Genomic DNA, 26984 nt, shown 5'->3' with positions numbered 1-26984 from the left:
CCCCTTTATGCGGGCTTGAAGCCGATCGTCGGGACCGCTCGGCGTAGGGGCCAGGGGCGGCTCTGGGCCGGGAGCAGGGCTTCCAGGAAGCTGTAGCGGCGCAGCGCCACCGGGTCCTGCTCGTCGAACTCGCTCACCCGCCGCCACCAGGCGCCGACCTCCGCCCAGCCGGGCGCGGACAGGGACCCGCCGAACTCCTGCACGGAGAGCGCCGCCGTGAGGCCCGCGAAGGCCAGCCGGTCGGCCAGCGGCCAGCCGGCGAGGGTCCCGGTGACGAAGCCCGCCACGAAGACGTCACCCGCCCCCGTGGGGTCCAGCGCCTCCACCTCGATCGCGGGCACCTCCGCCGTCTCCCCGGTCCGCCGGTCCACCGCGTAGGCGCCCTCCGCGCCGAGGGTCACCACGGCCAGCGGCACGTGCTCGGTCAGCGCCCGTGCGGCGGCCCGGGGGCACGAGGTGCGCGTGTACCGCATCGCCTCTTCCGCGTTCGGCAGGAACGCCTCGCAGTGCCGCAGGTCGGGGAGGGCGGCGAGGTCCCAGCGCCCGGTGTCGTCCCAGCCGACGTCGGCGAAGATGCGGGTGCCGGTGCGGGCGGCGCGGGCGATCCAGGGGGCGGGGGTGCCGGGGGTCAGCGAGGCGACGGCGGCCCTCGCCCGGGGCGGGCAGGAGGGGGCGCCGCCGTCCGGGGCGTCGGCGTCCGGCGGCGGCTCGTGGCCGTGGCTGACCATGGTCCGCTCGCCCTCGTACGCCATGGAGACGGTCACCGGGGTGTGCCAGCCGGCGATGGTTCGCGACGAGGTGAGGTCGATGCCCTCGCCCCCTTCGAGCGCGTCCCAGCAGTACTCCCCGTAGTGGTCGTCGCCGAAGGCGGCGGCCAGGGAGGTGTGCAGACCGAGCCGGGCGAGCGCGGTCGCCATGTTGGCGACGCCGCCGGGGCTCGACCCCATGCCGCGCGCCCAGGACTCGGTGCCGCGCACCGGCGCGGAGTCGAGGCCGGTGAAGATGATGTCGAGGAAGACCGTGCCGGTGAGGTAGACGTCGCAGGCCGGATCGCCGGCTCTGCGGGACGCCTTCAGCGGGTCGACGGTGGGCTCTATGGATACGACCATGCAGGCAACGTAACGGACGAGGCGCGTAAGGTCCCGGGTTCTTTGATCGTCGCGTCGCCCGGCGCTACCAGCGCGGCACGGAAGGGGTCGTCCAGGCGGGGTCCGCGACCCGCATCGCGGCGGCGTCGTCCCGCTCCCGCAGGACGCGGAAGTCCTCGTCCAGCCAGCGCGCGTGCAGGGCGGCGAGCTTGTCCCGGTCGAGTTCGACGCCGAGTCCGGGGCTGTCGGTGACGACGATCCGGCCGGCCACGAACGGCAGTCGCTCGCTCAGCACGTCCTCGGCCTGCCAGGGGTAGTGCGAGTCGCAGGCGTGATGCAGGTCGGGCACGGTCGCCGCCACGTGCGTCATCGCGGCGAGGCTGATGCCCAGGTGCGTGTTGGAGTGCATGGAGACGGCGACCCCGAACGTCCGGCAGACCGCGGCCAGTTCGCGGGTGCGCCGTAGACCGCCCCAGTAGTGGTGGTCGCAGAGCACCACCTGCACGGCGTCCTCGGTGAAGGCCTCCGGTATCTCCTCGAAGGTCGTCACGCACATGTTCGTGGCGAGCGGCACCGAGGTGCCCGCCGCGACCCGGGCCATGGCGGGGGTGCCGAGCGCGGGGTCCTCCAGGTATTCGAGTACGTCGGCGAGTTCGGCGGCGACCCGCAGCGAAGTCTCCACCGACCAGGCGCCGTTGGGGTCCAGGCGCAGCGGCCTGCCCGGGAAGGCCTCGGCGAGGGCGCGGATCGCGGCGATCTCCTCGTCCGGCGGGAAGACGCCGCCCTTGAGCTTGAAGGAGCTGAAGCCGTGGCGCTCGGCGAAGAGGCGGGCCTGGGCGACGATGCCGGCCGGGTCGAGGGCGGCGCCCCAGCCGTCGTCGGGCTCGCTCGCGCGGCCCGGGGGATGCTCGGCCCACTTGTAGAACAGGTACGCGCTGTACTCCACGGCGTCCCGCACCTTGCCGCCGAGCAGGGCGTGCACCGGCAGCCCGAGCGCCTTGCCGAGCGCGTCCAGGCAGGCCACCTCGAAGCCGGAGACGACGGACAGGCGCAGCTTGTCGGCGCTCTGCACGCCGCGCAGGCCGCCGACGTCCACCGCGTCCACGACCCGTGCGGCGTCCACGGCCGTGTCGTCCGCGAGTGTGAACAGCCGGTTCACGTCCGAGACGTCCGTGCCGACCAGCCGCGCGGCGAGCGGCCGGGCGATCTCCAGATACTTCGCGTCGCCGTACGTCTCCCCGACCCCGGTCACCCCGCCCGCCGTGACCACCTCGACGACGAGGCGGGGGGTGTAGGGCTGATGGACGCCCTGGGTGTTGAGCAGCGGCGGATCGGCGACGAGGACCGGCGTGAGGCGGACGTCCGTGATGACCAGGCTCTGTCCATACATGAGAACGGAGACTAGGTATGCGAACGGTTGGCCGTCAATGGTGCGGTGCCCGGGGAGGCGGCCGTCCGGCGCCGGTAGTAGTGCACGGTGACCGTGCCCAGCAGGGGGCCCCAGAGGAGCAGCGGCGCGTAGACGATGTCGAGCAGCCAGATGCCCCAGGTACCGGCGGCCATGTCCGCGTGGAGCGAGGTGTGGACGAACAGCGCGCCGAAGACGGTCGTGGCCAGCGCGCCGAGCGCCGCCACCCCGGTCGCCGGACCGACCGGGACACGGCGTCCGCGCAGCCCCGACAGCCACCGAGGGCGCGAGCCCCACGGGGACGCCCACGGCGATGGCCGACCGGCAGAGCGCCGAGGGCACATTGGTCCATGCGGCACCCACGGCGGCGCGCCGGGCCCAGCGGGGCACACCGGGCCATACCTTCGCTGTCGGCATGCGAGCCATGCTCGTCGCGGGGGCGCACGCCCACATCGCCCCGCGGGGCCGTCCCCTCTCCCCCGCGAGGCGGAACCACATGTACGCCGATCCCGGGCGGGCCCGGGGTTCGCGGTCAGTCGAACGAGTAGGCCTCGACCTCGGCGAGGTAGCGCGCCCGCAGGGCCTCGTCCGCCGCGTCGCGGTCCAGGAAGGCCGCCTCGAAGGAGTTCCGCGCCAGGGTGCGCAGCCGCTCCTGGTCGATGCCGAGGGCCTCGCGCACGGCGTGGAAGGTGTCGTCGACGTATCCGCCGAAGTAGGCCGGGTCGTCGGAGTTGACCGTGCACATCAGCCCGGCGTCCAGCATCCGCGCCAGCGGGTGCTCCTCCAGCATGTCGATGGCGCGCAGCCGGACGTTGGAGAGCGGGCAGAGCGTGAGCGGCACGCGCTCGCGGACCAGGCGCTCGACCAGCTCCGGGTCCTCCATGCAGCGCAGCCCGTGGTCGACGCGCTCGACGCGCAGCACGTCCAGGGCCTCGGTGATGTACGCGGGCGGACCCTCCTCGCCGGCGTGGGCGACGAGCCGCAGGCCGAGGGCGGCGGCGGCCTCGTACACCTCCTTGAACTTGACCGGCGGGTGGCCGACCTCGGCCGAGTCGAGGCCGACGCCGATGATCCGGCCGAGGTGGGGCCTGGCCGCCTCCAGCGTCTCCCTCGCGGACTCGGCGGACTCGTCGCGCAGGAAGCACATGATGAGCCGCGTGGAGACCCCGTGCCGCTCCTCGCTGCGCTCCAGCGCGCGGCTCAGGCCCTCGATGACGGTGGCGATGGGCACGCCGCGCTTCATGTGGGCCTGCGGGTCGAAGAAGATCTCCGCGTGGCGTACGCCCTGGGCGGCGGCGCGGGTGAGGTAGGCGTCCGCGAGCTGCTCGAAGTCGGCCTCGGTGCGCAGCACGGCCATCAGGCCGTAGTAGAGGTCGAGGAAGGACTGGAGGTCGTCGAAGAGGTAGGCCTTGCGCAGTTCCTCGGTGTCGGCGTAGGGCAGCTCGACGTCGTTGCGCGCGGCGAGTTCGAAGGCCAGCTCGGGTTCGAGGGTGCCTTCGATGTGGAGGTGGAGTTCGGCCTTGGGGATCGGCATGGTGCGGTCTCGCTCAGTTCTGTGCTGTGGGGGGGGGTGGGCTCAGGTGCGTTTGGGCAGGGGGACGCGGGACAGGTCGCGGGCGATGGTGAGTTCGCCGTCGAAACCGGCGGCGCGGGCCTGTTGTGCGTAGACGTCCGGGTCGGGGTAGCGCTGGCTGAAATGGGTCAGCACGAGATGGCGCACGCCCGCGTCGACGGCCACCCGGGCGGCCTGACCCGCGGTCAGGTGGCCGTGGTCGGTGGCGAGTCGTACGTCCTCGTCCAGGAACGTCGACTCGATGACCAGCATGTCGCAGCCCTCGGCGAGCGTGTGGACGCCGTCGCAGAGCCGGGTGTCCATCACGAAGGCGAAGCGCTGCCCGCGCCGCACCTCGCTGACCTCCTCCAGCGTGACACCGCCGAGGCTGCCCTGCCTCTGGAGCCGCCCGACGTCGGGCCCCTGGATGCCGCGCTCGGCGAGCAGGCGCGGCAGCATGCGGCGCCCGTCCGGCTCGACGAGGCGGTAGCCGTACGACTCGACGGGATGGGAGAGCCGCACCGCGTCGAGGGTGTACGAGGGGCCGGTGGCCAGCGGCCCGTCGGCGGCGACCGGGGCCTCGGTGAGCGAGACGGTCTCGCGGTAGGCGGTCGCGTACCGCAGCCGGTCGAAGAAGCGCTGCCCGGAGGCCGGGTAGTGGGCGGTGACGGGGTGCGGTACCCGGTCGAGGTTGATGCGCTGGATCACTCCCGCGAGACCGAGGGAGTGGTCGCCGTGGAAGTGCGTCACGCAGATCCGGTGCAGGTCATGGGCGGCGACCCCGGCGCGCAGCAACTGCCGCTGCGTGCCCTCGCCGGGGTCGAAGAGAATGCCCTGGCCGTCCCAGAGCAGGACGTAGCCGTTGTGGTTGCGGTGCCGGGTCGGGACCTGGCTGGCGGTGCCGAGCACCACCAGTTCACGTGACGACAAGAGGAGCCGGCCCCGCTATCCGGGGGGCCACTGGAGGCCGCGGCCGCCCATGATGTGGGCGTGCGCGTGGAAGACCGTCTGCCCGGCGCCCGTACCGGTGTTGAAGACGGTGCGGTAGCTGTCCAGGCCCTCCGCCGCGGCGATCGCCTCGGCCTCCCGCAGCACGTCCGCGGCGATCTGCGGCTCGGCGGCGGCCAGCGACGCGGCGTCGGGGTGGTGCGCCTTGGGGATGACCAGGACGTGCGTCGGCGCCTGCGGGTTGATGTCGCGGAAGGCGACGGTCGTCTCGGTCTCGCGCACCACGCTCGCCGGCACCTCCCCCGCGGCGATCTTGCAGAACAGGCAGTCGCTTCGCGCTTCACCCGCCATGGGTCCGGCCTCCTCGTCAGCAGTGATCGGTACGCACGGAATGCTATCCCTCCGTGTCGCGAGGGGGCGCGGCGCCAGGGGTCGTGCCCCTCCCGGGCAGGCGCGGGCGGGCCCACGGCGTCCCGGGGAGGTCCGGCGCCGCCTCGGCCGGGTTCTCCTGCGGCGCGGCGAGCGCGCCCCGTACCGTCTCGGCCAACCGCGGGTCGCGGCCCGGCGCGTGGTCCTCGGGGGTGGTCACCACCGTCCGGGGGCCGGCCGGGTCACCCGGGTCACTTTCCCGGGGCGCAGTCGCAGGTGGGGGTCGGCCGCGGGTGCGGGGTGACGGTCACCGTGACGGTGGTGGTGGGGCCGGGCTCCGGCTCGTCGTGGGAGGGCGGCGGCTGCGAGCCGGGCGGCGGGGAGGACGCGCCTGTGCCGGCCCCGCAGTTGCCGAGGACGTCGACGCGGAACCACTGCTTGCCGTCGACCTTCGCGGTGAGGTCCCCCCGTACGCATCTGCCGTTGACGACGGCGCGCACGGTGCCCTCGACGGTGATGTCCTTGCCGTCGTCGGACTCGCCCCGGCAGTCCACCTCGACCACGGCCTCGGGCGTCGGGGCGCCGCTCTTGGGGGTCACCCGGTCCCGGTAGCGGGCGGTGCAGCTCAGCCACGCCACGTCGAGATGCCGGCGCTCCAGCTGCTTCGTGCCCAGCTGGTCGACGGTGAGCGAGACCGCCGAGGTGTTCAGGCCGCCGGCCACGGGGTCGCACGCCGTGACGCCGAGCGCGGCGGCGCCCGCGAGCCCGACGGCGTACAGGATCGGGGTACGCCGTTTCCACACGTTCCGTTGCCGTAACCGCCTCAATGCCCCCATGGGCGGCAGAGTGCCACTTCGGGCGGCGGTGCGGTAGACCGCATGCGGCCATGTGCCGGCGGCCCGGCGAGGGGCGGGCCCGTCAGGACCAGCGGCCGGTGCGGCCCAGGAGCAGCGCCGTCGCCGCCGTTCCCGCGGTCGAGGTGCGCAGCACGCTGCGGCCGAGACGGTACGGCTTCGCGCCGGCCTCGGCGAAGGCCGCCAACTCCTCGGGGGAGACGCCCCCTTCGGGCCCGACGACGAGCACGATCCGGCCGCTCGCCGGGAGTTCGGCGGTGGCCAGCGGCTCGCTGCCCTCCTCGTGCAGGACGGCCGCGAAGTCGGCGTCCGCGAGGAGGGCGGCGACCTGCTTGGTGGAGGCGGCGTCGGCCACCTCGGGGAAGCGGGCCCGGCGCGACTGCTTGCCCGCCTCGCGGGCGGTGGCCCGCCACTTGGCCAGCGCCTTGAGGCCGCGCTCGCCCTTCCACTGCGTGATGCAGCGCGAGGCGGCCCACGGCACGACGGCGTCGACGCCGGTCTCCGTCATGGTCTCGACGGCCAGTTCACCGCGGTCACCCTTGGGCAGCGCCTGGACGACGGTGATGCGGGGCGACTCCTCGGGCTCCTCGGCGACCGGGTCCATCCGTACGACGAGCCGGTCCTTGCCCTCGGTGTCCAGGACCACGCAGTGCGCCCAGCGGCCCGCGCCGTCGGTCAGCACGACGTCCTCCCCGGCGCGCAGCCGCTTCACGGAGACCGCGTGCCGCCCCTCGGGTCCTTCGAGCACGTAGTGTCCGTCGGCGCGCGCGTCGAAGTGCTCGACGACGAAGACGGGGGCGGTCACGCCGTGCCGTCCCGGTCCTCGCCGGCCGCCGCGTCCCTCGCCTCGGCCAGCTCGGCCGCGAGGACCTCCACGAGCTGTCCGGCGGGCAGCTCCCGGGCGAGCCGGTGGCCCTGCCCGGCCCACAGCGCCATGCCCTGCGCGTCCCCGGCCTTCGCGGCGGCCTTGCGCAGGCCGCTGGTCAGGTGGTGCACCTCGGGGTAGGCGGCGGGCGCGTACGGGCCGTGCTCGCGCATGAAGCGGTTGACGAGGCCGCGGGCGGGCCGCCCGGAGAACGCCCGGGTCAGCTCGGTCCGCAGGAAGAGCGGGTTGGTCATGGCCTGCTTGTGCAGCATGTTGGCGCCCGACTCCGGGGTGACCAGGAACGCCGTGCCGAGCTGCGCCGCGTCGGCGCCCGCCGCGAGCACCGCGGCGATCTGCGCGCCGCGCATCAGGCCGCCGGTCGCGACGAGGGGGATCTGCACGGTCTCGCGGACCTGCGTGACGAGGGAGAGCAGCCCGATCCCGGCGCCGTCGGCCTCGGGGTTGTCGCGGTGGGTGCCCTGGTGGCCGCCCGCCTCGACGCCCTGGACGCACACCGCGTCGGCGCCGGCCCACTGGGCGGCCTGCGCCTCCTCGGGCGTGGTGACGGTGACGACGGTGAGGGTGCCGACGCGCGCGAAGGAGTCCAGGACGTCGCGGGTGGGGCAGCCGAAGGTGAAGGAGACGAGCGGCACGGGGTCGTCGAGGAGGATGGCGAGCTTGGCGTCGTAGCCGTCGTCGCGCCCGCTGTCGGGGTCGCCGAGCTGCGTGTCGTACCAGGTGGCCTCGCCGGCGAGCTGGCTGCGGTAGACGTCGACCGCGGCGGCGTCGGCGGTGTCGGGCTGCGGCATGAAGAGATTGACGCCGAAGGGCCGCGAGGTCAGCCCCCGGACCTGCTTGATCTCCTCATACATCCCGTCGGCGGTCTTGTACCCGGCGGCGAGGAATCCCAGGCCCCCGGCCTCGGAGACGGCCGCGGCCAGCCGCGGACAGGACGCACCGCCCGCCATGGGGGCCTGCACGATCGGATGGCGGCAGAGCTCGGTCAGCACGGAGGACATACACGCATCGTGCCATGCCCCACTCACCCCACCGAACGCCACCCCACAGCCCCCCGCAAGGGGCGCGAGCCCGTGACACGCGCGGCTCCGCCGCAGGGCGCGAGCATCCCAACGGCCCCGCACAGAAAGCCCCGCAAGGGGCGCGGGGAACGGCGCGAGCAACCCCGTAAGGGGCGCGGGGAACGGCGCGAGCAACCAAAAGCCGACCCGCGCGGGATAACAAGGCGCCCCCGGGCACGGAACGACCACCCGGGGGCACAGTGCACCAGCTCCAGGCGCTACCGCCCGTTGAACGCGTCCTTCAACCGGGAGAAGAGCCCCTGCTGCCCCGGCTGGAACTGCCCGGTGGGCCGCTCCTCACCGCGCAGCTGGGAGAGTTCCCGCAGCACCCGCTCCTGCTCGGCGTCGAGCTTCGTCGGCGTGAGGACCTCGACGTGCACGATGAGGTCACCGCGCCCGCCGCCCCGCAGATGCGTGACGCCGCGCCCGTGCAGCGGCACCGACTGGCCGGACTGCGTGCCCGGCCGGATGTCGATCTCCTCCACGCCGTCCAGCGTCTCCAGCGGCACCTTCGTGCCGAGGGCCGCCGCGGTCATCGGGATGGTGACCGTGCAGTGCAGGTCGTCGCCGCGCCGCTGGAAGACGGCGTGCGGCAGCTCGTGGATCTCGACGTAGAGGTCGCCGGCGGGGCCGCCGCCGGGGCCGACCTCGCCCTCGCCCGCGAGCTGGATCCGCGTGCCGTTGTCGACACCGGCGGGGATCTTGACGGTCAGCGTCCGCCGCGACCGGATGCGGCCGTCACCGGCGCACTCCGGGCAGGGCGTCGGCACGACGGTGCCGAAGCCCTGGCACTGCGGACACGGGCGCGAGGTCATGACCTGCCCGAGGAAGGACCGCGTGACCTGCGACACCTCGCCGCGACCGCGGCACATGTCACAGGTCTGGGCGGACGTGCCCGGCGCTGCGCCCTCACCGCTGCAGCTCGTACAGACGACCGCCGTGTCGACCTGGATGTCCTTGGTGGTGCCGAAGGCGGCCTCGTTCAGGTCGATCTCCAGCCGGATCATGGCGTCCTGGCCACGGCGCGTGCGCGAGCGCGGTCCGCGCTGCGACGCCGTCCCGAAGAACGCGTCCATGATGTCGGAGAAGTTGCCGAAGCCACCGGCGCCGAAGCCGCCCGCGCCCCCGCCGCCCGCCTGGGACAGCGGGTCGCCGCCGAGGTCGTAGACCTGCTTCTTCTGCGGGTCCGACAACACCTCGTAGGCGGCGTTGATCTCCTTGAAGCGCTCCTGAGTCTTCGGGTCCGGATTCACATCCGGGTGAAGCTCACGCGCCAGCCTCCGGAAGGCCTTCTTGATCTCGTCCTGGGAAGCGTCGCGGCGCACGCCGAGTACGGCGTAGTAGTCCGTGGCCACTTACGACTCCGCCAGGATCTGTCCGACGTAACGTGCCACTGCGCGTACTGCTCCCATCGTTCCCGGATAGTCCATGCGGGTCGGTCCGACCACGCCTAGTTTCGCGACTGCCTCGCTGCCCGAACCGTAGCCGACCGAGACCACGGAGGTGGAGCTGAGGCCCTCATGGGCGTTCTCATGACCGATCCGTACGGTCATGCCCGAATCCGTGGCCTCGCCGAGCAGCTTGAGGAGCACGACCTGCTCCTCAAGGGCTTCGAGCACCGGCCGGATCGTGAGGGGGAAGTCGTGTCCGAAACGGGTGAGATTGGCGGTTCCGCCGATCATCAGCCGTTCCTCGGTCTCCTCGACCAGCGTTTCGAGGAGGGTGGAGAGGACCGTCGCGACCGTGCCGCGGTCCTCGGTCTCGAATGCCTCGGGCAGGTCCTGCACCAGCTGCGGCACGTCCGCGAAGCGGCGCCCCGCGATCCGGCTGTTGAGCCGGGCCCGCAGATCGGCCACCGACGTCTCCCCGAAGGGCGCCGGGCAGTCGATCATGCGCTGCTCGACCCGGCCGGTGTCGGTGATCAGTACGAGCATCAGGCGCGCGGGCGCGAGCGAGAGCAGCTCCACGTGACGCACCGTCGAGCGCGTCAGCGAGGGGTACTGCACCACGGCGACCTGCCGGGTCAGCTGCGCGAGCAGCCGCACCGTGCGCCCCACGACGTCGTCGAGGTCGACGGCGCCGTCGAGGAAGTTCTGGATGGCGCGGCGCTCGGGGGCGGTCATCGGCTTGACGCCGGCGAGCTTGTCGACGAAGAGCCGGTAGCCCTTGTCGGTCGGGATGCGCCCCGCGCTGGTGTGGGGCTGGGCGATGAACCCTTCCTCCTCCAGCGCCGCCATGTCGTTGCGCACCGTGGCCGGGGAGACGCCGAGACTGTGCCGCTCGGTGAGCGCCTTGGAGCCGACGGGCTCCTCCGTCCCGACATAGTCGTGGACGATGGCGCGCAGCACTTCGAGCCTGCGTTCACTGAGCATCGCGCACACCTCCAGCCGTCATCCGTCGCGGTGTTCCCCCGCTCTGGCACTCAACGCGGGTGAGTGCCAGCTTGTCAAAGGCTCAGTGTACGGCCGTGGGGTACGGGCCCGGCAAGGCCGGACCCCAGGTCGGTCCGCCGAGGGTTCGCCGGAGGCTGCCGAGGGGCCGCGCAACGGCTAGCGTCACCGTATGGATGTGGAGCCGGCATGGGAAGCGGCGGGCTGGGAGCGGCTCGCACCTGGTGTGGGGCGGTGCCGCCTGCCCGTGTGGGACTGCACGGCGGGGCTCGTCGTCGGTGACGACGCGGCCCTGATGATCGAGGCCGGGTCGAGCCTGGCGGAGGGCGCGGCGCTGCGGACGCGGGCGCGGGAGCTCCTCGGCGGCGGGCGGCGCGTGACGCATCTCGCGTTGACGCACCCCCATTTCGACCACGTCCTCGGGGCGGCGGCGTTCGCGGGGGTGGAGGTGTACGGCGCGGTCGGCATCGAGACGGTCCTCGCCGAGGGCCGCGACGAGCTGCGCGCGGACGCGGTGCGGCACGGCGTGGACCCCGAGGCCGCGGCGGAGGCCGCCGACCTCCTGGTCCGTCCGCACCACCTGGTGTGCGGCGAGTGGACGCTGGACCTCGGCGGCGGGCGTCAGGTCCTGCTCGCCGACGTCGGGCCCGGGCACTCGGGGCACGACCTGGCGGTCCTGGTGCCCGCGACGGACGGCGGGCGGGAGATCGTTTTCTGCGGCGACCTCGTCGAGGAGTCGGGCGAACCGCAGGCGGGACCGGACGCGGTGCCGGGGCGGTGGCCGGCGGCGCTCGACCGGCTGCTCGCGCTGGGCGGCGAGGACGCGCGCTACGTGCCGGGGCACGGCGCGGTGGTGGATGCCGCTTTTGTCCGTGCGCAGCGCGCCACACTGGCGGCGCGATTCGGCGTGTCGTAGCGGTCCGCCCGCGCTCTCTTCCTATCGTCGGGAAAATGCGCCCACCCGTCTCCCGCCGTCACCCCGCCGAGGGCCCCACGGGCCCGCAGCGCCGCCTGTACTCACCCGATCTGACGCCCCCCTGGAAGAAGCCGAAGGCCGTTCCCGAGGTGGCGGCGGACGCCGGCCTCGTGGTCGAGGAGGTGGGCACCGGGTTCTGCGGGGCGGTGATCCGCTGCGAGAAGACGGCGCAGGGGCCGACGGTGACGCTGGAGGACCGCTTCGGCAAGCACCGCGTCTTCCCGATGGAGCCGCGGGGCTTCCTCCTGGAGGGCAGGACGGTCACGCTGGTCCGCCCCGCCTCGGGTGCGGCCGCCGCTCCCGTACGCCCCGCGCGCACCGCGTCCGGCTCGGTGGCCGTCCCCGGGGCGCGGGCCAGGGTCGCCCGCGCCGGGCGCATCTACGTCGAGGGCCGGCACGACGCGGAACTGGTCGAGCGGGTCTGGGGCGACGACCTGCGCGTGGAGGGCGTCGTCGTGGAATACCTGGAGGGCATCGACGACCTCCCCGCGATCGTCGCCGGTTTCTCCCCCGGCCCCGACGCGCGGCTGGGCGTCCTGGTGGACCACCTCGTCCCCGGTTCCAAGGAGTCCCGCATCGCGGCGCGGGTGACCGGCGAGCACGCGCTGGTGGTGGGCCACCCCTACATCGACGTGTGGGAGGCGGTGAAACCGGCCTCGGTGGGCATCGAGGCGTGGCCGCGGGTGCCGCGGGGGCGGGACTGGAAGACGGGCGTGTGCGAGGCGCTGGGGTGGCCGCCGAACACGGGAGCGGCCTGGCAGCGGATCCTCGGCTCGGTGCGCAGCTACAAGGACCTGGAGCCGGCGCTCCTCGGCCGGGTGGAGGAACTGATCGACTTCGTCACGCTGCCCTGAGCATCGACTTCGGCACGCCGCCCGGTGCGTCACGCTGCCCCGAGCGCGGGCCCGCCGCCGGGCCGGTCCCCTCAGTCGACCAGGTCCCGCACCACCGCGTCCGCCAGCAGCCGGCCCCGGAGCGTGAGGACGGCCCGCCCGTCCGCGTAGGGGCGGGCCTCCAGCAGGCCCTCGGCCAGCGCCTTGCGCGATGCCGCCAGACCGGCCTCCCGCAGCAGCGAGAGCGGGCAGCCCTCGCGCAGCCGCAGCTCCAGGAGGATCCGCTCGACCCGCCGGTCCTCGGCGGAGAGCACCTCCCGCCCCGCCCCGGGCGACCTGCCCGCGGCGAGCGCGGCGGCGTACGCACCCGGGTGCTTCACGTTCCACCACCGCACGCCCCCGGCGTGGCTGTGCGCCCCGGGCCCGGCCCCCCACCAGTCGGCGCCCCGCCAGTACAGCTCGTTGTGCAGGCACCGCCCCGCCTCGGAGGTGGCCCAGTTGGACACCTCGTACCACACGAAGCCGGCGCCGCTCAGCGCCTCGTCGGCGATCAGGTACCGGTCGGCGTGGACGTCGTCGTCCGTCATCGGCACCTCCCCGCGCCGGATGCGCCGGGCCAGCTGCGTGCCCTCCTCCACGATCAGGGCGTAGGCGCTGATGTGGTCGGGTCCGGCGCCCAGCGCCGCGTCCAGCGTGGCCCGCCAGTCGTCGTCGCTCTCCCCCGGCGTGCCGTAGATCAGGTCGAGGTTGACGTGCTCGAAGCCGGCCGCCCGCGCCTCGGCGACGCACGCCTCGGGCCGCCCGGGCGTATGCGTGCGGTCGAGCACCTTCAGCACGTGCTGCCGCGCGCTCTGCATGCCGAACGAGACCCGGTTGAAGCCGCCCTCCCGCAGCTCCGCCAGGTAGGCCGCGTCGACCGACTCCGGGTTCGCCTCGGTGGTGATCTCCGCGTCGTCCGCGAGCCCGAACTCGTCCCGTACGGCGGCGAGCATCCGTACGAGGTCACGCGCGGCGAGCAGCGTCGGCGTACCGCCGCCGACGAAGACGGTGCGCACCGGGCGGGGATCGTCGCCGAGGACCTTCCGCGCGAGGCGCACCTCGTCGGTCAGGGTGTCGGCGTAGTTGTCGCGCGAGGCGAGCACACCACCGGAGCCGCGCAGCTCGGTCGCGGTGTAGGTGTTGAAGTCGCAGTAGCCGCAGCGCGTGGCGCAGTACGGAACGTGCAGGTAGAAGCCGAGAGGGCGGGAGGCCGCGCCGTCCAGGGCGGACGCGGGCAGCGCCCCGTCCTCGGGCATGGGCTCACCATCGGGCAGTGCGGAAGGCATACGTCGATTGTCCCGCACCGCCGGAGCGCACCCGGCGGCCCTTCTCACCGGCCCGCCTCGCCGGCCCGTCCGCCTGCTCCGTCCGCCCGGCCCGTCCACTCGGCCCGCCTCACCGGCCCGTCCGCCTGCTCCGTCCACCCGGCCCGTCCACTCGGCCCATCCACCCGGCCCGTCCACTCGGCCCATCCACCCGGCCCATCCACCCGGCCCGTCCGCTCGGCCCATCCGCTCGGCCCATCCGCTCGGCCCATCCGCTCGGCCCGTCCACCCGGCCCGTCCACCCGGCCCTAATCCGCCTGGAGCACCAGCAGCGCCACGTCGTCGTCCGGGGGGCGCTCCGAGAACTCGTGCACGAGCTGTCGGATCCGCTCCGCGACCAGCCCCGCGTCGAGTCCCGCGCAGCCCGCGAGGACCTGGGCGAGGCCGTCGCCGTCGTCGAGCTGGGACCGTCCGGAGCGCCGCTCGGTCACCCCGTCGGTGACGCACAGGAGGGTGTCGCCGGTGCGCAGGTCGAAGCTCTCGCTGGTGTACGTCTCGTCGTCGATGACGCCGAGCAGCATCTGCGGGGAGGCCGCCGCCCGCACCTGCCCCGAGGGGGAGAGCAGCAGCGGCAGCGGGTGCCCGGCACACGCGATGGTGCAGCGCACGCCGCCCTCGTAGGGGACCAGCTCGCCGTAGAGGAGGGAGAGGAAGCGCGAGGTGGGGCCGTCGGGCGACACGCCCTGGCCGCCCGCGACGGCGACGACGGCGGCCGCCGCGTCCGCCGCCTCGGTCGCGTCGTCGAGGAGCAGCTGGTTGAGGCGGTCGAGGACCTCGGCGACCTGGTAGCCCTCGCGGGCGAGCAGCCGCAGCCAGGGCCGGGCGAGGCCGATGACGACGGCGGCCTCGGGCCCCTTGCCCTGGACGTCGCCGAGGGCGAAGCACCAGCGTCCCTCGCCCGCCTGGAACACGTCGTAGAAGTCGCCGCCAGGCCCGCCCTTGTCCCGCGGCTCGTACACCAGGCCGCTCTGCACGCCGGGGATCTGCGCGACCTTGCTGGGCAGCAGGCCCCGCTGGAGGATCTGGCTGATGTTGGCCTGCCGCTGGTAGCGGCGGGCCGTGCTGACGGCGAGCGCGACGCGCCGGCTGAAGTCCTCGATGAGGCCGGTGACCTCGTCGGGGAAGGGGACGTCCCCGGCCCGTGCGCGGTGGACGGCCGCGGCCGGGGCGAATCCCGCCCGACCGATCACCAGCGTGCCGAGCGCCCGGCCGCCCGCGATCAGGCGGTACCCGAGCGCCGTGCCGAACGGCTCGCCGCCCAGCGCCTCGCCCGGCCAGCGCACCGGGAAGGCACCCGAGCCGGTCGCCTCGGGCAGTTGGGGCGGGTCCTTCTCCAGGACGCGGCGCAGTTCCTCTATGCGGTGCTCGCTGGTATGCCAGACGCGGGCGAGCCGTGCGCCCGGCGCCCCGGTGGCCGCGCGGCCCGGGCCCTCCGAGGCGTCCTCCAGCCAGATCGCGCACCAGTCGGCGAGGCGCGGGACGAGCAGTTGTCCCGCGAGGGCGGCCACCAGGTCCTCGTCGAACTGGCCGGCGAGCAGGTCGGACGCCTCGGCGAGGAAACTGAGCGCGCCGCGCCCCACCCACTCCGTGTCGTGCGTGACCCGCTTGGGCAGGGGCGCGAGGATCTCGTCGGTGCGCAGGCCGCCCACCGCCGCCTGATCACCGGCGTACGGCTCGCTCCCGTGCCCCGCGCCGGCCCCCTGGACGGGCAGCCGCGCCCAGACGGTCTTGGTGCCCGTGCGGTAGGTGATGCCCCAGGACTCCGAGAGCGTGGCGACCAGTTGCAGGCCTCGGCCGTACTCGGGGGTGCCGGGCGGCGGCGGTCCCTGTTCGCTGCGCAGCGCGCGGGAGGGGTGGTGGTCGGAGACCTCGATGACGAGGGTCTCGGGGTCCTCGCCGGGCACGGCGTCGTCGAGGCGGCACAGCAGTTCGACGGCGGTGCCCGCGTGCACGACGGCGTTCGTCACCAGCTCGCTGACCAGCAGCACCGCGTCGTCGGTGAGACGTACGGTGATCCCGGCGGCCGCGGGCACCCCCAGCTCGGTCCAGCCGGCGAGCGCCGCGCGCACGAACCTGCGGGCGGCAGCGGGTGCCAGGGGGTTTCCGGGCAGGGAGGTGCGCACCACCGCCGGTGGCCCGGGGCGGGCCGGATTCTCGGGGGAAGCACCGAATTCGGTCTCCCGTTGCATCGGAATGGACCCCACGGTTGCGCTCCTGAGCAGTTCGGGTGATTACGCCTCAGGCGACACCGCCAGGGTGACAGACTGGCCGCGCCCATAAGCACCGAGTTACCGAAGTGGGCCGCCATGAGTGACAACCGTGCTATGCCCGGGCCCGCCTCCGGCCGGATCGCGGCGTCGGCACCCGCTGCCACCTTCCCCGCGCCCTCGACGGCCGAGCCCGCCCTGGAGACCGCCACCGTGACCGCCACCACCGCCGGGGGCTCCGGGGCCGCCGACACCGCCGACTCCGCCGGGGACTCCGGGGCCGCTGTGGCCGCTGTGCCTGCCGGGGCCGACGGCGCCGCCGAGCTGCGCCCGCTCCTCGCCGCCCTGCGTGCCGCGCGGGACGGGGCCTTCACCAAGGTCGCCCCCATCGGCGAGGGCATCACCGCCGAGCTGTACGCGGTCTTCAACGAACTGCTCGACCGCTCGCTCCACTTCGACGCCGAACTGGTCCGCGTACGCCGGGAGATCATCCGGCACGGCCGCCTGGACGAGCGGTTCGACCCGAGCCCCGGGCAGGGCAGGTGGGCGGGCCGGGTCCAGGAGGTCAACTCCCTGCTCGACGCGCTGGTCGCCCCGGCCGCCAACGCCACCCGGGTGCTGAACGCCGTGGCGGGCGGCGACCTGACCCAGCGCGTCGATCTGCACGACGGCAGCCGGGAGCTGCGGGGCGACCTGCGCCGGCTCGGCCGCGCCGTCAACACGATGGTCGACCAGCTCTCCCTGTTCACGGGCGAGGTGACGCGGGTCGCCCGCGAGGTCGGCACCGAGGGGCGGCTCGGCGGGCGCGCCAAGGTGCATGGCTTGTCGGGCAGTTGGCGGGATGTCACCGAGGCCGTGAACACGATGGCGGCGCGGCTCACCGCGCAGGTGCGGGACATCGCCCTGGTGACCACGGCGGTGGCGCAGGGCGACCTGACGCGTACGGTGACGGTGGAGGCGACCGGCGAGCTGCTGGAGCTGAAGCTGACCGTGAACACCATGGTCGAGCAGCTGTCCGCCTTCGCCGCCGAGGTGACGCGGGTGGCCCGCGAGGTGGGCACGGAGGGCCAGTTGGGCGGCCGGGCCCAGGCGCGCGGTGTGTCGGGCGTGTGGAAGGACCTGACCGACAACGTCAACTTCATGGCGTCGAACCTCACTTCGCAGGTCCGCAACATCGCCCAGGTCACCACCGCCGTCGCCAACGGCGACCTGAGCCAGAAGATCACCGTCGACGCCCGGGGCGAGATCCTGGAGCTGAAGTCGACGGTGAACACGATGGTGGACCAGCTGTCCGCCTTCGCCGACGAGGTCACCCGCGTCGCCCGCGAGGTCGGCACCGAGGGCAACCTGGGCGGCCGGGCCCAGGTGCGGGGCGTGTCCGGCGTGTGGAAGGACCTCACCGACAACGTCAACTTCATGGCCGACAACCTCACTTCGCAGGTGCGCAACATCGCGCTGGTGTCGACGGCCGTCGCCCAGGGCGACCTCGGCAAGAAGATCACGGTGGAGGCGAAGGGGGAGATCCTGGAGCTGAAGTCGACGATCAACACGATGGTCGACCAGCTCTCCGCCTTCGCCGACGAGGTCACCCGCGTCGCCCGCGAGGTCGGCACCGAGGGCAACCTGGGCGGTCAGGCCCAGGTGCGGGGCGTGTCCGGCGTATGGAAGGACCTCACCGACAACGTCAACTTCATGGCGTCGAACCTCACCTCGCAGGTCCGCAACATCGCCCAGGTCACCACCGCCGTCGCCAACGGCGACCTGTCGAAGAAGATCACGGTGTCGGCGCGCGGGGAGATCCTGGAGCTGAAGGACACCGTCAACACCATGGTGGAGCAGTTGCGCGCCTTCGCCGACGAGGTGACGCGGGTGGCCCGCGAGGTCGGCACGGACGGCAGGCTCGGCGGCCGCGCGCAGGTGCTCGGGGTGTCGGGGGTCTGGAAGGACCTCACCGACAACGTCAACTACATGGCGGACAACCTCACCGGCCAGGTCCGCAACATCGCGCAGGTCGCGACCGCCGTGGCGCAGGGCGACCTGTCCAAGAAGATCGACGTGGACGCGCGCGGCGAGATCCTGGAGCTGAAGACCACCATCAACACCATGGTGGACACGCTCTCCTCCTTCTCCTCGGAGGTCACCCGGGTGGCCCGCGAGGTCGGGTCCGAGGGCCAGCTGGGCGGCCAGGCGCGCGTCGAGGGCGTGTACGGCACCTGGAAGCGCCTGACGACGAACGTGAACGAGCTGGCGCTGAACCTCACCACCCAGGTCCGCGCCATCGCCGAGGTCGCCTCCGCCGTCGCCCAGGGCGACATGACCCGTGCCATCACCGTCGAGACGCGCGGCGAGGTCTCCGAGCTGAAGGACAACATCAACCTCATGGTCTCCAACCTCAGGGAGACCACCCGCGCCAAGGACTGGCTGGAGTCCAACCTCGCCCGCCTCGCGGGCCTGATGCAGGGCCACCGCGACCTGATGGAGGTCGCCGATCTGATCCTGCGCGAGCTGACCCCGCTGGTGAACGCGCAGTACGGCGCCTTCTTCCTGGCCGACCCGGACGCCGCCGAGTCGCCGGCGCCCACGCAGGTCACCGCCAAGGGCCTCGCCTTCATCGCGGGGTACGGCGCGGCGCAGGACGCGGTGGTGGACACCGGCGGGATGCCCGCGCAGGGGCTGGTGCGCCAGGCGGCCCAGGAGAAGAAGCGCATCCTGGTCGAGGAGGTGCCGCCGGACTACATCAAGATCCACTCGGGGCTCGGGGACGCCGCTCCCGCGACCGTCGTGATCATCCCGATCCTCTTCGAGGACAAGCTGCTCGGCGTGATCGAGCTGGCGACGTTCTCCCGCTTCTCCGACGTCCACCTGGCCTTCTTCGACCAGTTCGTGAACACCATCGGCGTCGCGATCAACACCATCATCGCCAACTCCCGTACGGAGTCACTGCTCGGCCAGTCGCAGCGCCTGGCCACCCAGCTCCAGGAGCGCTCGGACGAACTCCAGCGCCAACAGGCGGAGTTGCGCCGCTCGAACGCCGAGCTGGAGGAGAAGGCGGCGCTGCTCGCCACCAGCTCCCAGTACAAGTCGGAGTTCCTCGCGAACATGTCGCACGAGCTGCGCACCCCGCTCAACTCCCTGCTGATCCTGGCCCGGCTGCTCTCCGACAACCCCGACGACCACCTCTCCGACCAGGAGGTGCAGTTCGCGGCGACGATCCACCGCTCGGGCTCGGACCTCCTCCAGCTCATCAACGACATCCTCGATTTGTCGAAGATCGAGGCGGGCCGGATGGACGTACGCCCGAAGCGGCTGCCGTTGATCAAGGTCCTCGACTACGTCCACGCCACGTTCCGCCCGCTCACCCTCGACCGGGGTCTGGCCTTCGAGGTGGTGGTCGGCGAGGACGTGCCGCACGAGATGTTCTCCGACGAGCAGCGCCTCCAGCAGATCCTGCGCAACCTCCTGTCGAACGCGGTCAAGTTCACCGCGGGCGGCCGCGTCGAACTGCGGGTCAGCCGCGTCCGGGACGACCGTGCCGGAGCCGGGGGCGGCGGGGACAGCGTGGACGAGGGGGCGTCCCACGCCGACGACGACGTGCTCTGCTTCGCCGTCAGCGACACCGGCATCGGCATCCCGGCCGAGCAGCTGCCGGCGATCTTCGAGGCGTTCCAGCAGGCCGACGGCACCACCAACCGCAAGTACGGCGGCACCGGTCTCGGCCTGTCCATCAGCCGCGAGATCGCGGGCCTGCTCGGCGGCCGCATCACCGCCGAGAGCCGCCCCGGCAAAGGCTCCACCTTCTCGCTGTACGTGCCGGTGGTGCACCCGGGCCACGGCGCGGCCGCCGTCGCCTACGCCGCCGCGTGCGCCCAGCAGCCGCCCGAGCAACGAGAACCCGCCGCGCCGCACACCGCTCCCGACCTCGAACCCGACAGCTGGCCCACCCCGACCAAGCTGGAGGAGTGGAAGGCGGGGAGCGCGGGCCGCCTGCTGCCGGGCCGCAAGGTGCTCATCGTCGACGACGACATCCGCAACGTCTTCGCGCTGACCCACGTGCTCAGCCGCGTCGGCATGCCCGTCCTGTACGCGGAGAACGGCCGCGAGGGCATCGAGACCCTGGAACGCAACCCGGACGTCGACCTCGTCCTGATGGACATCATGATGCCGGAGCTCGACGGCTACGAGACCATGGCCGCCATCCGCCGCAGCCCCCGCTGGCAGGGCCTGCCCATCGTCGCCCTCACCGCCAAGGCCATGCCGGGCGACCGAGAGAAGGCCATCTCCCGGGGCGCCACCGAATATGTGCCCAAGCCCGTGGACGTGGACCAGCTCCTCGGCGTCGTCTGCGCCCTGCTCGACCCGCAGAGCACGGCGGCCGTCGGCCGGCCCACGCCGGCCGACGCGGCGCCCGTCCTGCCGGAGCAGGCCGGCGCCCGAGGAGAGCGAGCCGTGCCGCCGGCCGCCGATTGAGGCCCCTCGACCGGTGCGCGGCGCCTGCTTCCGCGGCCACGCGAGGGGCGGGGCAGGCGGCTCAGGCCTCGCGCGAACCCGCGTACATCTCGTCGATCAGGTGCTTGTACTCCCGTTCGACGACCGGGCGCTTCAGCTTGAGGCTGGGGGTCAGCTCGCCGTGCTCGACGTCCAGGTCGCGCGGCAGGAGGCGGAACTTCTTGATGGTCTGCCAGCGCTGGAGGCCTTCGTTGAGCTGCCGCACATAGCCCTCGATCAGCTCGACCGTGGCGGGGGCGGCGCAGACCTCGGCGTAGGACTTGCCGCTCAGGCCGTTCTCCTCGGCCCAGCCGAGGATCGCGGGTTCGTCGAGGGAGATGAGCGCCGTGCAGTAGTTCTTGTCGGCGCCGTGCACCAGGATGTTGGAGACGTACGGGCACACGGCCTTGAACTGGCCCTCGACCTCGGCGGGCGCGATGTACTTGCCGCCGGACGTCTTGATGAGGTCCTTCTTGCGGTCAGTGATCCGCAGGTAGCCGTCGACGGACAGCTCGCCGATGTCGCCGGTGTGGAACCACCCGTCGGACTCCAGGACCTCGGCCGTCTTGTCCGGCAGCCCGTGGTAGCCCTCCATGATGCCGGGGCCGCGCAGCAGGATCTCGCCGTCGTCCGCGATGCGCACCTCGGTGCCGGGCAGCGGCTTGCCGACCGTGCCGGTGCGGTAGGCCTCGCCCGGGTTGACGAAGGAGGCGGCGGAGGACTCCGTCAGGCCGTACCCCTCCAGGACGTGGATGCCGGCGCCCGCGAAGAAGTACCCGATGTCGGGGGCGAGGGCGGCCGACCCGGAGACGGCGGCGCGCAGCCGTCCGCCGAAGGCCTCGCGCAGCTTGGAGTAGACGAGCGCGTCGGCGGCCCGGTGCTTGGCGCGCAGTCCGAAGGGCACCGAGGCCGTGCCGGTCCTGCGGAAGTTGTCCTGGCCGACCTTCGCGTACTCGCGGGCCACCTCGGCGGCCCACTGGAAGATCTTGTACTTGGCTCCGCCGCCGGCCCGGGCCTTGGCGGCGACACCGTTGTAGACCTTCTCGAAGATGCGGGGCACGGAGGCCATGTACGTCGGCTGCACCACCGGCAGATTCTCGATGATCTTGTCGACGCGGCCGTCGACGGCGGTGACGTGCCCCAGCTCGATCTGCCCGGAGGTCAGCACCTTGCCGAAGACGTGCGCGAGCGGCAGCCACAGGTACTGCACGTCGTCCGGGCCGAGCAGGCCGGTCGCCGCGATGGCCTTCGCCATGTACGACCAGTTGTCCTGCGGCAGGCGCACGCCCTTGGGGCGGCCCGTGGTGCCGGAGGTGTAGATGATCGTGGCGAGCTGGTCCCGGGAGATCGCCGCGACCCGCTCCTCGACGGCCGCCGGGTTCTTCTCCAGGTGGGCGGCGCCCCGGGCCTCCAGCTCGGCGAGCGTGAGCAGCCAGCCCTCGGGGTCGCCCTCGGCGGGGCCCGCGCCCTCGGCGTCGATCACCACGACGTGGCGCAGCTCGGGCAGCTCGGTCCGCTTCTCGCGTGCCTTGGCCAGCTGCGCGGCGTTCTCCGCGATCAGCACCCGGCTGCCGGAGTCGGCGACGATGAACGCGGACTCCTCGGCGTTGGTCTGCGGATAGACGGTCGTGGTGGCCGCGCCGGCGCACATGATGCCGAGGTCGGCAAGGATCCACTCGACGCGCGTCGAGGAGGCGAGGGCGACCCGGTCCTCGGGGCTCAGTCCCAGCTCGATCAGGCCCGCGGCGATGGCGTAGACGCGCTCGGCGGCCTGCCCCCAGCTGAGCGACTTCCACTCGTCGGGGCCCTCGCCGGAGGGGGCCGGCACGGGGTAGCGGTAGGCCTCGGCGTCCGGCGTGGCCGCCACGCGCTCCAGGAAGAGGTGCGCCACGGAGGGCGGACGGTTCTCGATCAAGGTCTGTGTGTCGCTCACGACATCCTCCGGGCCCACGACGGTGCGGCGAACTGGCTGGCGGCGGCTTCTGCTTCTTACGTCTGCTTCGTATGTCTACGTCGTACGCCTGCTACGTACGTTTTCGTCGTACGCCTGCTACGTACGTCTACTTGCCCTGTCGGCCACTTGTTTAACTAGTGAGTAACCTACGAGTGGAGATCAGAGTAGAGCGCCGACGCCCGGTGCGTAAGGGGCATCTGCCTGTCACTTCCCGCGGACACCGCCTTCCCCGGACATGCCGCGGGCCCGGCGCGGTGAAGCGCCGGGCCCGCGGGGCAGCGGCCGGACCGGGGGCGGCCGGTTACTTCTTCGCCTTGCCCGGCCCACTGTCGTCGCTGGAGAGCACCGCGATGAAGGCCTCCTGGGGCACTTCCACGGAGCCGACCATCTTCATCCGCTTCTTGCCTTCCTTCTGCTTCTCCAGGAGCTTGCGCTTGCGGGAGATGTCACCGCCGTAGCACTTGGCGAGGACGTCCTTGCGGATGGCGCGGATGGTCTCGCGGGCGATGACCCGGGAGCCGATGGCCGCCTGCACGGGCACCTCGAAGGCCTGGCGCGGGATCAGCTCGCGCAGCTTGGCGACGAGCCGCACGCCGTACGCGTACGCCTGGTCCTTGTGGGTGACCGCCGAGAAGGCGTCGACCTTGTCGCCGTGCAGCAGGATGTCGACCTTGACGAGCTGCGCGGACTGCTCGCCCGTGGGCTCGTAGTCCAGCGAGGCGTACCCGCGCGTCTTGGACTTGAGCTGGTCGAAGAAGTCGAAGACGATCTCCGCGAGCGGCAGCGTGTAGCGGATCTCGACGCGGTCCTCGGAGAGGTAGTCCATGCCGAGCAGGACACCGCGCCGGTTCTGGCACAGCTCCATGATCGAGCCGATGAACTCGCTGGGCGCGAGGATCGTGGCGCGCACGACCGGCTCGAAGACCTGGTCGATCTTGCCCTCGGGGAACTCACTCGGGTTGGTGACGACGTGCTCGGTGCCGTCCTCCATGATCACGCGGTACACCACGTTGGGAGCGGTGGCGATCAGGTCGAGACCGAACTCACGCTCCAGGCGCTCGCGGATCACGTCGAGGTGCAGCAGCCCGAGGAAGCCGACGCGGAAGCCGAAGCCGAGCGCGGCCGAGGTCTCCGGCTCGTACACCAGCGCGGCGTCGTTGAGCTGGAGCTTGTCGAGAGCCTCGCGCAGGTCCGGGTACTCCGAGCCGTCCAGCGGATACAGGCCCGAGAACACCATCGGCTTCGGGTCCTTGTAGCCGCCGAGGGCCTCGGTCGCGCCCTTGTGCAGGGAGGTGATCGTGTCACCGACCTTGGACTGGCGGACGTCCTTCACGCCGGTGATGATGTACCCCACCTCGCCGACGCCGATGCCGTCGGCGGAGGTCATCTCGGGGGACGACACACCGATCTCCAGCAGCTCGTGCGTGGCTCCGGTGGACATCATCCGGATCCGCTCGCGCTTGTTGAGCTGGCCGTCGACGACTCGTACGTACGTCACGACGCCGCGGTAGGAGTCGTAGACCGAGTCGAAGATCATCGCGCGGGCGGGGGCGTCGGCGACGCCGACCGGCGGCGGGATCTCGGCGACGACCTTGTCCAGCAGCGCCTCGACGCCCATGCCGGTCTTCGCGGAGACCTTCAGCACGTCGGCGGGGTCGCAGCCGATGAGGTTGGCCAGCTCCTCGGAGAACTTCTCCGGCTGGGCGGCCGGCAGGTCGATCTTGTTGAGCACCGGGATGATCTTGAGGTCGTTCTCCATCGCCAGGTAGAGGTTGGCGAGAGTCTGCGCCTCGATGCCCTGGGCCGCGTCGACCAGGAGGACCGTGCCCTCACAGGCCGCGAGCGAACGCGAGACTTCGTAGGTGAAGTCGACGTGGCCCGGAGTGTCGATCATGTTGAGGATGTGCGTGCTGCCCTGGTCGGGGCCCTCGTTCGGGGCCCAGGGCAGACGCACCGCCTGGGACTTGATCGTGATGCCGCGCTCGCGCTCGATGTCCATGCGGTCGAGGTACTGAGCACGCATCTGCCGCTGCTCCACCACCCCGGTGAGCTGGAGCATGCGGTCGGCGAGCGTGGACTTGCCGTGGTCGATGTGCGCGATGATGCAGAAATTGCGGATCAGAGCCGGGTCGGTACGGCTCGGCTCGGGCACATTGTTAGGGGTCGCGGGCACGCAGGGTCCTGTCTCTTGAGGCGCCTGTAGCCTCGGGTCGGATCTATACGTAGCTTCCATGGTCCCACGGGTGGGGCACTGCGCTCGGTTTGGGCCGGTCCGAGAGCGGCTGGTACCGTGGGCAGCTGTGTCTCGTAGCCCTCTCAAGCGTCGAGGCGCGTGTCATCACACCCATCTGCAGTACCTCTGCAGTACCTGAACCTGAGAAGGCTCTTTCGTGGCGAACATCAAGTCCCAGATCAAGCGGATCAAGACCAACGAGAAGGCGCGTCAGCGCAACAAGGCGGTCAAGTCTTCCCTGAAGACCGCGATCCGCAAGGCCCGCGAGGCCGTTGCCGCCGGTGACACCCAGAAGGCCGCCGAGCTCACGCGTGAGGCCACGCGCCAGCTCGACAAGGCCGTCTCCAAGGGCGTCATCCACAAGAACCAGGCCGCCAACAAGAAGTCGGCGCTTGCGACGAAGGCCGCGTCCCTCAAGGGCTGAACCCTTTGCCCCGGCTAGTTTCCCAACGTCGCCGGGGTAGCTGATCAATCCTCCCGCGAGGGTAATTCGAGCCCTCTACCTCGAATCGCGGACAGACCACGCAGTACGCCACGCTGCGCCAATGCCCCCGGCCCACTCCGGGGGCATTGCTGTGTCCGGGGGCGGGCTGTATCCGGGGGCGCTGCTGTGCCCGGGGCGGGTTGCTGAGCCTGGGGCGGGCCGTGAGGGGCGTACCCCCTAGGGGCGGGGCGCTGTGCTGCGGGCTGGGGTGAGGGGCCGGGGGGATTTTGCGGCTGGCCACGGCGTACCCCCTAAGGGGCGCGGGGAACTGCGCGACCAGCCCCGACGTGGCCGTCACGAGCGCGACGGGCTCCGGGCCCAGCCCCGTCAGGGGCGCGGCAATGACGGCCCGAGCTGCCCGTAAGGGGCGCGGGGAACTGCGCGACCAACCCGGGGGCGACCCGCAGGGGACGCCGATCGGCCGGCCCGGCAGGGGCAGACGCTAACGGCGCCCTGACCGCGCCGCCCGCGCGATCGCGACGACGGCCTTCTCCAAGGCGTACTCCGGATCGTCCCCGCCGCCCTTGACCCCCGCGTCGGCCGCCGCGACCGCGATGAGCGCCTCGGCCACGCCGTCCGGCGTCCAGCCACGCATCTGCTGGCGCACGCGGTCGATCTTCCAGGGCGGCATCCCCAGCTCGCGGGCGAGATCCGCGGGGCGGCCACCCCGCGCGGAGGAGAGCTTGCCGATGGCACGGACCCCCTGCGCGAGCGCGCTGGTGATCATGACGGGGGCGACACCGGTCGACAAGGACCAGCGCAACGCTTCGAGCGCCTCGGCCGCCCGGCCCTCCACGGCCCGGTCGGCGACGGTGAAACTGGAGGCCTCGGCCCGGCCCGTGTAGTACCGCCCGACGACCTCCTCGTCGATCGTGCCCTCGACGTCCGCCGCCAGCTGCGACACCGCCGAGGCCAGCTCCCGGAGATCACTGCCGATCGAGTCGACCAGGGCCTGACACGCCTCCGGGCTCGCCGAACGGCCGATGGTGCGGAACTCGCCCCGCACGAACGACAGCCGGTCCGCCGGCTTCGTCATCTTCGGGCAGGCGACCTCGCGCGCGCCGGCCTTGCGGGCCGCGTCGAGCAGGGCCTTGCCCTTGGCACCGCCGGCGTGCAGCAGGACGAGGGTGATCTCCTCCGCCGGCGCCCCGAGGTACGCCTTCACGTCCTTGATCGTGTCCGCCGAGAGGTCCTGCGCGTTCCGCACCACCACGACCTTGCGCTCGGCGAAGAGCGAGGGGCTGGTCAGCTCGGCGAGCGTGCCGGGCTGGAGCTGATCGGAGGTGAGGTCGCGCACGTCCGTGTCCGCGTCGGCGGCGCGGGCGGCTGCCACCACCTGCTGCACGGCGCGGTCGAGGAGCAGGTCCTCCTGCCCCACGGCGAGCGTGAGGGGAGCGAGCGGATCGTCGTGAGCTGTCTTCCTGGCCATCGCGCCCAAGCATCCCACGCCCCACCGACAGCCGACCCCGGACACCGCGCCCCACCGACAGCAGACCCCGAACACCGCACCACACCACACCGTGCCGTTCCCGGACGGGCGACCCGGGGTGGGCGGTCGCCGGACAGGCGGTCCGGGGTGGGCGGTCGTCGGACGGGCGGTCCCCGTGTCGCAGAATGGGCCGGTGACCGACGTACGACATGTCCTGGTGCTGCCCGACCGCGATGCCGCGGAGGACGTCGCCGAAGAGCTTCCCGATCGTTTCGGCGTCGCCGAGGAACCCCAGCTCGTCCGGGACGCGCTGGCCGGTGAGGACGACGCCGAGGACGCCCAGTGGCTGGTCGTGGTCGAGGACCCCGACGCCCGCCTCGACCCCGCGGCCCTCGACGCCCTGGCCGCCGAGCACGAGGGCTGGCTGGAGGTCCCGTAGGGGCCTGGCGCCGCCGGGCCCCGGCGC

General features: G+C 72.5%; 21 protein-coding genes. 5 read left to right on the top strand and 16 right to left on the bottom strand.

Annotation, left to right across the window (positions count from 1 at the left end; translation table 11 throughout):
- Window positions 1-5: 5 nt before the first annotated feature.
- The 11 genes from ACZ5GP_RS20080 to hrcA form a co-directional block, all read right to left on the bottom strand.
- Window positions 6-1109, bottom strand: coding sequence for a carbohydrate kinase family protein (locus ACZ5GP_RS20080; protein ID WP_468752112.1), 1104 nt, complete (start codon window positions 1107-1109; stop codon window positions 6-8).
- A 64-nt stretch (window positions 1110-1173) separates the two neighbouring features.
- Complete coding sequence (locus ACZ5GP_RS20075) at window positions 1174-2478, bottom strand: glucarate dehydratase family protein (RefSeq protein WP_468752111.1); 1305 nt, start codon at window positions 2476-2478, stop codon at window positions 1174-1176.
- Between the two features lie 11 nt (window positions 2479-2489).
- Window positions 2490-2723, bottom strand: coding sequence for a hypothetical protein (locus ACZ5GP_RS20070; RefSeq protein ID WP_468752110.1), 234 nt, complete (start codon window positions 2721-2723; stop codon window positions 2490-2492).
- A gap of 305 nt (window positions 2724-3028) precedes the next feature.
- Window positions 3029-4030, bottom strand: coding sequence for an adenosine deaminase (locus ACZ5GP_RS20065; RefSeq protein WP_468752109.1), 1002 nt, complete (start codon window positions 4028-4030; stop codon window positions 3029-3031).
- Window positions 4031-4072: 42 nt separating this feature from the next.
- The gene (locus ACZ5GP_RS20060; RefSeq protein WP_468752108.1) at window positions 4073-4978 is read right to left on the bottom strand and encodes a ribonuclease Z; all 906 of its coding nucleotides are present in this window, start codon (window positions 4976-4978) and stop codon (window positions 4073-4075) included.
- 15 nt (window positions 4979-4993) lie between these two features.
- Window positions 4994-5347, bottom strand: coding sequence for a histidine triad nucleotide-binding protein (locus ACZ5GP_RS20055; RefSeq protein WP_468752107.1), 354 nt, complete (start codon window positions 5345-5347; stop codon window positions 4994-4996).
- A 269-nt stretch (window positions 5348-5616) separates the two neighbouring features.
- A complete protein-coding gene (locus tag ACZ5GP_RS20050; protein ID WP_468752106.1) occupies window positions 5617-6168 on the bottom strand; it encodes a hypothetical protein in 552 nt (183 codons plus the stop codon).
- A gap of 115 nt (window positions 6169-6283) precedes the next feature.
- Complete coding sequence (locus ACZ5GP_RS20045; protein ID WP_468752105.1) at window positions 6284-7024, bottom strand: 16S rRNA (uracil(1498)-N(3))-methyltransferase; 741 nt, start codon at window positions 7022-7024, stop codon at window positions 6284-6286.
- The gene (locus ACZ5GP_RS20040; protein WP_468752104.1) at window positions 7021-8103 is read right to left on the bottom strand and encodes a nitronate monooxygenase; all 1083 of its coding nucleotides are present in this window, start codon (window positions 8101-8103) and stop codon (window positions 7021-7023) included. The genes ACZ5GP_RS20045 and ACZ5GP_RS20040 overlap by 4 nt, the downstream gene beginning before the upstream one ends.
- Window positions 8104-8381: 278 nt before the next feature.
- A complete protein-coding gene (gene dnaJ, locus ACZ5GP_RS20035) occupies window positions 8382-9518 on the bottom strand; it encodes a molecular chaperone DnaJ (RefSeq protein WP_468752103.1) in 1137 nt (378 codons plus the stop codon).
- The gene (hrcA, locus tag ACZ5GP_RS20030; protein ID WP_468752102.1) at window positions 9519-10535 is read right to left on the bottom strand and encodes a heat-inducible transcriptional repressor HrcA; all 1017 of its coding nucleotides are present in this window, start codon (window positions 10533-10535) and stop codon (window positions 9519-9521) included.
- A gap of 190 nt (window positions 10536-10725) precedes the next feature.
- On the opposite strand from hrcA, the gene ACZ5GP_RS20025 reads away from it, so the two are divergent.
- A complete protein-coding gene (locus ACZ5GP_RS20025) occupies window positions 10726-11469 on the top strand; it encodes an MBL fold metallo-hydrolase (protein ID WP_468752101.1) in 744 nt (247 codons plus the stop codon).
- 35 nt (window positions 11470-11504) lie between these two features.
- Window positions 11505-12383: a DUF3097 domain-containing protein gene (locus tag ACZ5GP_RS20020; RefSeq protein ID WP_468752100.1), complete on the top strand. Its 879-nt coding sequence runs from the start codon at window positions 11505-11507 to the stop codon at window positions 12381-12383.
- Between the two features lie 71 nt (window positions 12384-12454).
- Here ACZ5GP_RS20020 and hemW read toward each other — a convergent pair whose 3' ends face one another.
- Both hemW and ACZ5GP_RS20010 read right to left on the bottom strand, forming a co-directional pair.
- Entirely contained in the window at window positions 12455-13687 is a 1233-nt protein-coding gene (hemW, locus tag ACZ5GP_RS20015) for a radical SAM family heme chaperone HemW (protein WP_468752099.1), read from the bottom strand.
- Between the two features lie 287 nt (window positions 13688-13974).
- Window positions 13975-15930, bottom strand: coding sequence for a SpoIIE family protein phosphatase (locus tag ACZ5GP_RS20010; protein ID WP_468752098.1), 1956 nt, complete (start codon window positions 15928-15930; stop codon window positions 13975-13977).
- A gap of 348 nt (window positions 15931-16278) precedes the next feature.
- On the opposite strand from ACZ5GP_RS20010, the gene ACZ5GP_RS20005 reads away from it, so the two are divergent.
- Window positions 16279-20400 (top strand): HAMP domain-containing protein, encoded by a 4122-nt coding sequence (locus tag ACZ5GP_RS20005; protein WP_468752165.1) that lies wholly within the window; start codon window positions 16279-16281, stop codon window positions 20398-20400.
- 61 nt (window positions 20401-20461) lie between these two features.
- Here ACZ5GP_RS20005 and ACZ5GP_RS20000 read toward each other — a convergent pair whose 3' ends face one another.
- Together ACZ5GP_RS20000 and lepA are read right to left on the bottom strand one after the other, a co-directional pair.
- Window positions 20462-22351 carry an AMP-dependent synthetase/ligase gene (locus ACZ5GP_RS20000; RefSeq protein ID WP_468752097.1) on the bottom strand — a complete coding sequence of 630 codons (1890 nt, stop codon included), beginning with the start codon at window positions 22349-22351 and terminating at the stop codon, window positions 20462-20464.
- A gap of 322 nt (window positions 22352-22673) precedes the next feature.
- Window positions 22674-24545 carry a translation elongation factor 4 gene (gene lepA, locus ACZ5GP_RS19995; protein ID WP_468752096.1) on the bottom strand — a complete coding sequence of 624 codons (1872 nt, stop codon included), beginning with the start codon at window positions 24543-24545 and terminating at the stop codon, window positions 22674-22676.
- Window positions 24546-24762: 217 nt separating this feature from the next.
- Here lepA and rpsT point away from each other — a divergent pair, with 217 nt between their 5' ends.
- Window positions 24763-25029 carry a 30S ribosomal protein S20 gene (gene rpsT, locus ACZ5GP_RS19990; RefSeq protein ID WP_055564969.1) on the top strand — a complete coding sequence of 89 codons (267 nt, stop codon included), beginning with the start codon at window positions 24763-24765 and terminating at the stop codon, window positions 25027-25029.
- A gap of 502 nt (window positions 25030-25531) precedes the next feature.
- Here the strand turns inward: rpsT and holA are convergent.
- On the bottom strand, window positions 25532-26518 hold the full coding sequence (holA, locus tag ACZ5GP_RS19985) for a DNA polymerase III subunit delta (protein ID WP_468752095.1): 987 nt from the start codon (window positions 26516-26518) through the stop codon (window positions 25532-25534).
- Window positions 26519-26711: 193 nt separating this feature from the next.
- On the opposite strand from holA, the gene ACZ5GP_RS19980 reads away from it, so the two are divergent.
- Entirely contained in the window at window positions 26712-26957 is a 246-nt protein-coding gene (locus ACZ5GP_RS19980; protein WP_358590142.1) for a hypothetical protein, read from the top strand.
- Window positions 26958-26984: the final 27 nt, after the last annotated feature.

It is taken from the genome of Streptomyces sp. NPDC031466, from assembly GCF_055581265.1.
Note: the sequence above shows the minus strand (reverse complement) of the source record. Positions and strands in the feature narration are given on the sequence as shown.

Coding starts and splice junctions, on each gene's coding strand:
- ACZ5GP_RS20075 (WP_468752111.1), bottom strand. CDS start 2,478: ATGTATGGACAGAGCCTGGTCATCACGGACGTCCGCCTCACGCCGGTC.
- hrcA (WP_468752102.1), bottom strand. CDS start 10,535: ATGCTCAGTGAACGCAGGCTCGAAGTGCTGCGCGCCATCGTCCACGAC.
- ACZ5GP_RS20040 (WP_468752104.1), bottom strand. CDS start 8,103: ATGTCCTCCGTGCTGACCGAGCTCTGCCGCCATCCGATCGTGCAGGCC.
- ACZ5GP_RS20080 (WP_468752112.1), bottom strand. CDS start 1,109: ATGGTCGTATCCATAGAGCCCACCGTCGACCCGCTGAAGGCGTCCCGC.
- ACZ5GP_RS20025 (WP_468752101.1), top strand. CDS start 10,726: ATGGATGTGGAGCCGGCATGGGAAGCGGCGGGCTGGGAGCGGCTCGCA.
- holA (WP_468752095.1), bottom strand. CDS start 26,518: ATGGCCAGGAAGACAGCTCACGACGATCCGCTCGCTCCCCTCACGCTC.
- hemW (WP_468752099.1), bottom strand. CDS start 13,687: ATGCCTTCCGCACTGCCCGATGGTGAGCCCATGCCCGAGGACGGGGCG.
- ACZ5GP_RS20055 (WP_468752107.1), bottom strand. CDS start 5,347: ATGGCGGGTGAAGCGCGAAGCGACTGCCTGTTCTGCAAGATCGCCGCG.
- ACZ5GP_RS20020 (WP_468752100.1), top strand. CDS start 11,505: ATGCGCCCACCCGTCTCCCGCCGTCACCCCGCCGAGGGCCCCACGGGC.
- ACZ5GP_RS20065 (WP_468752109.1), bottom strand. CDS start 4,030: ATGCCGATCCCCAAGGCCGAACTCCACCTCCACATCGAAGGCACCCTC.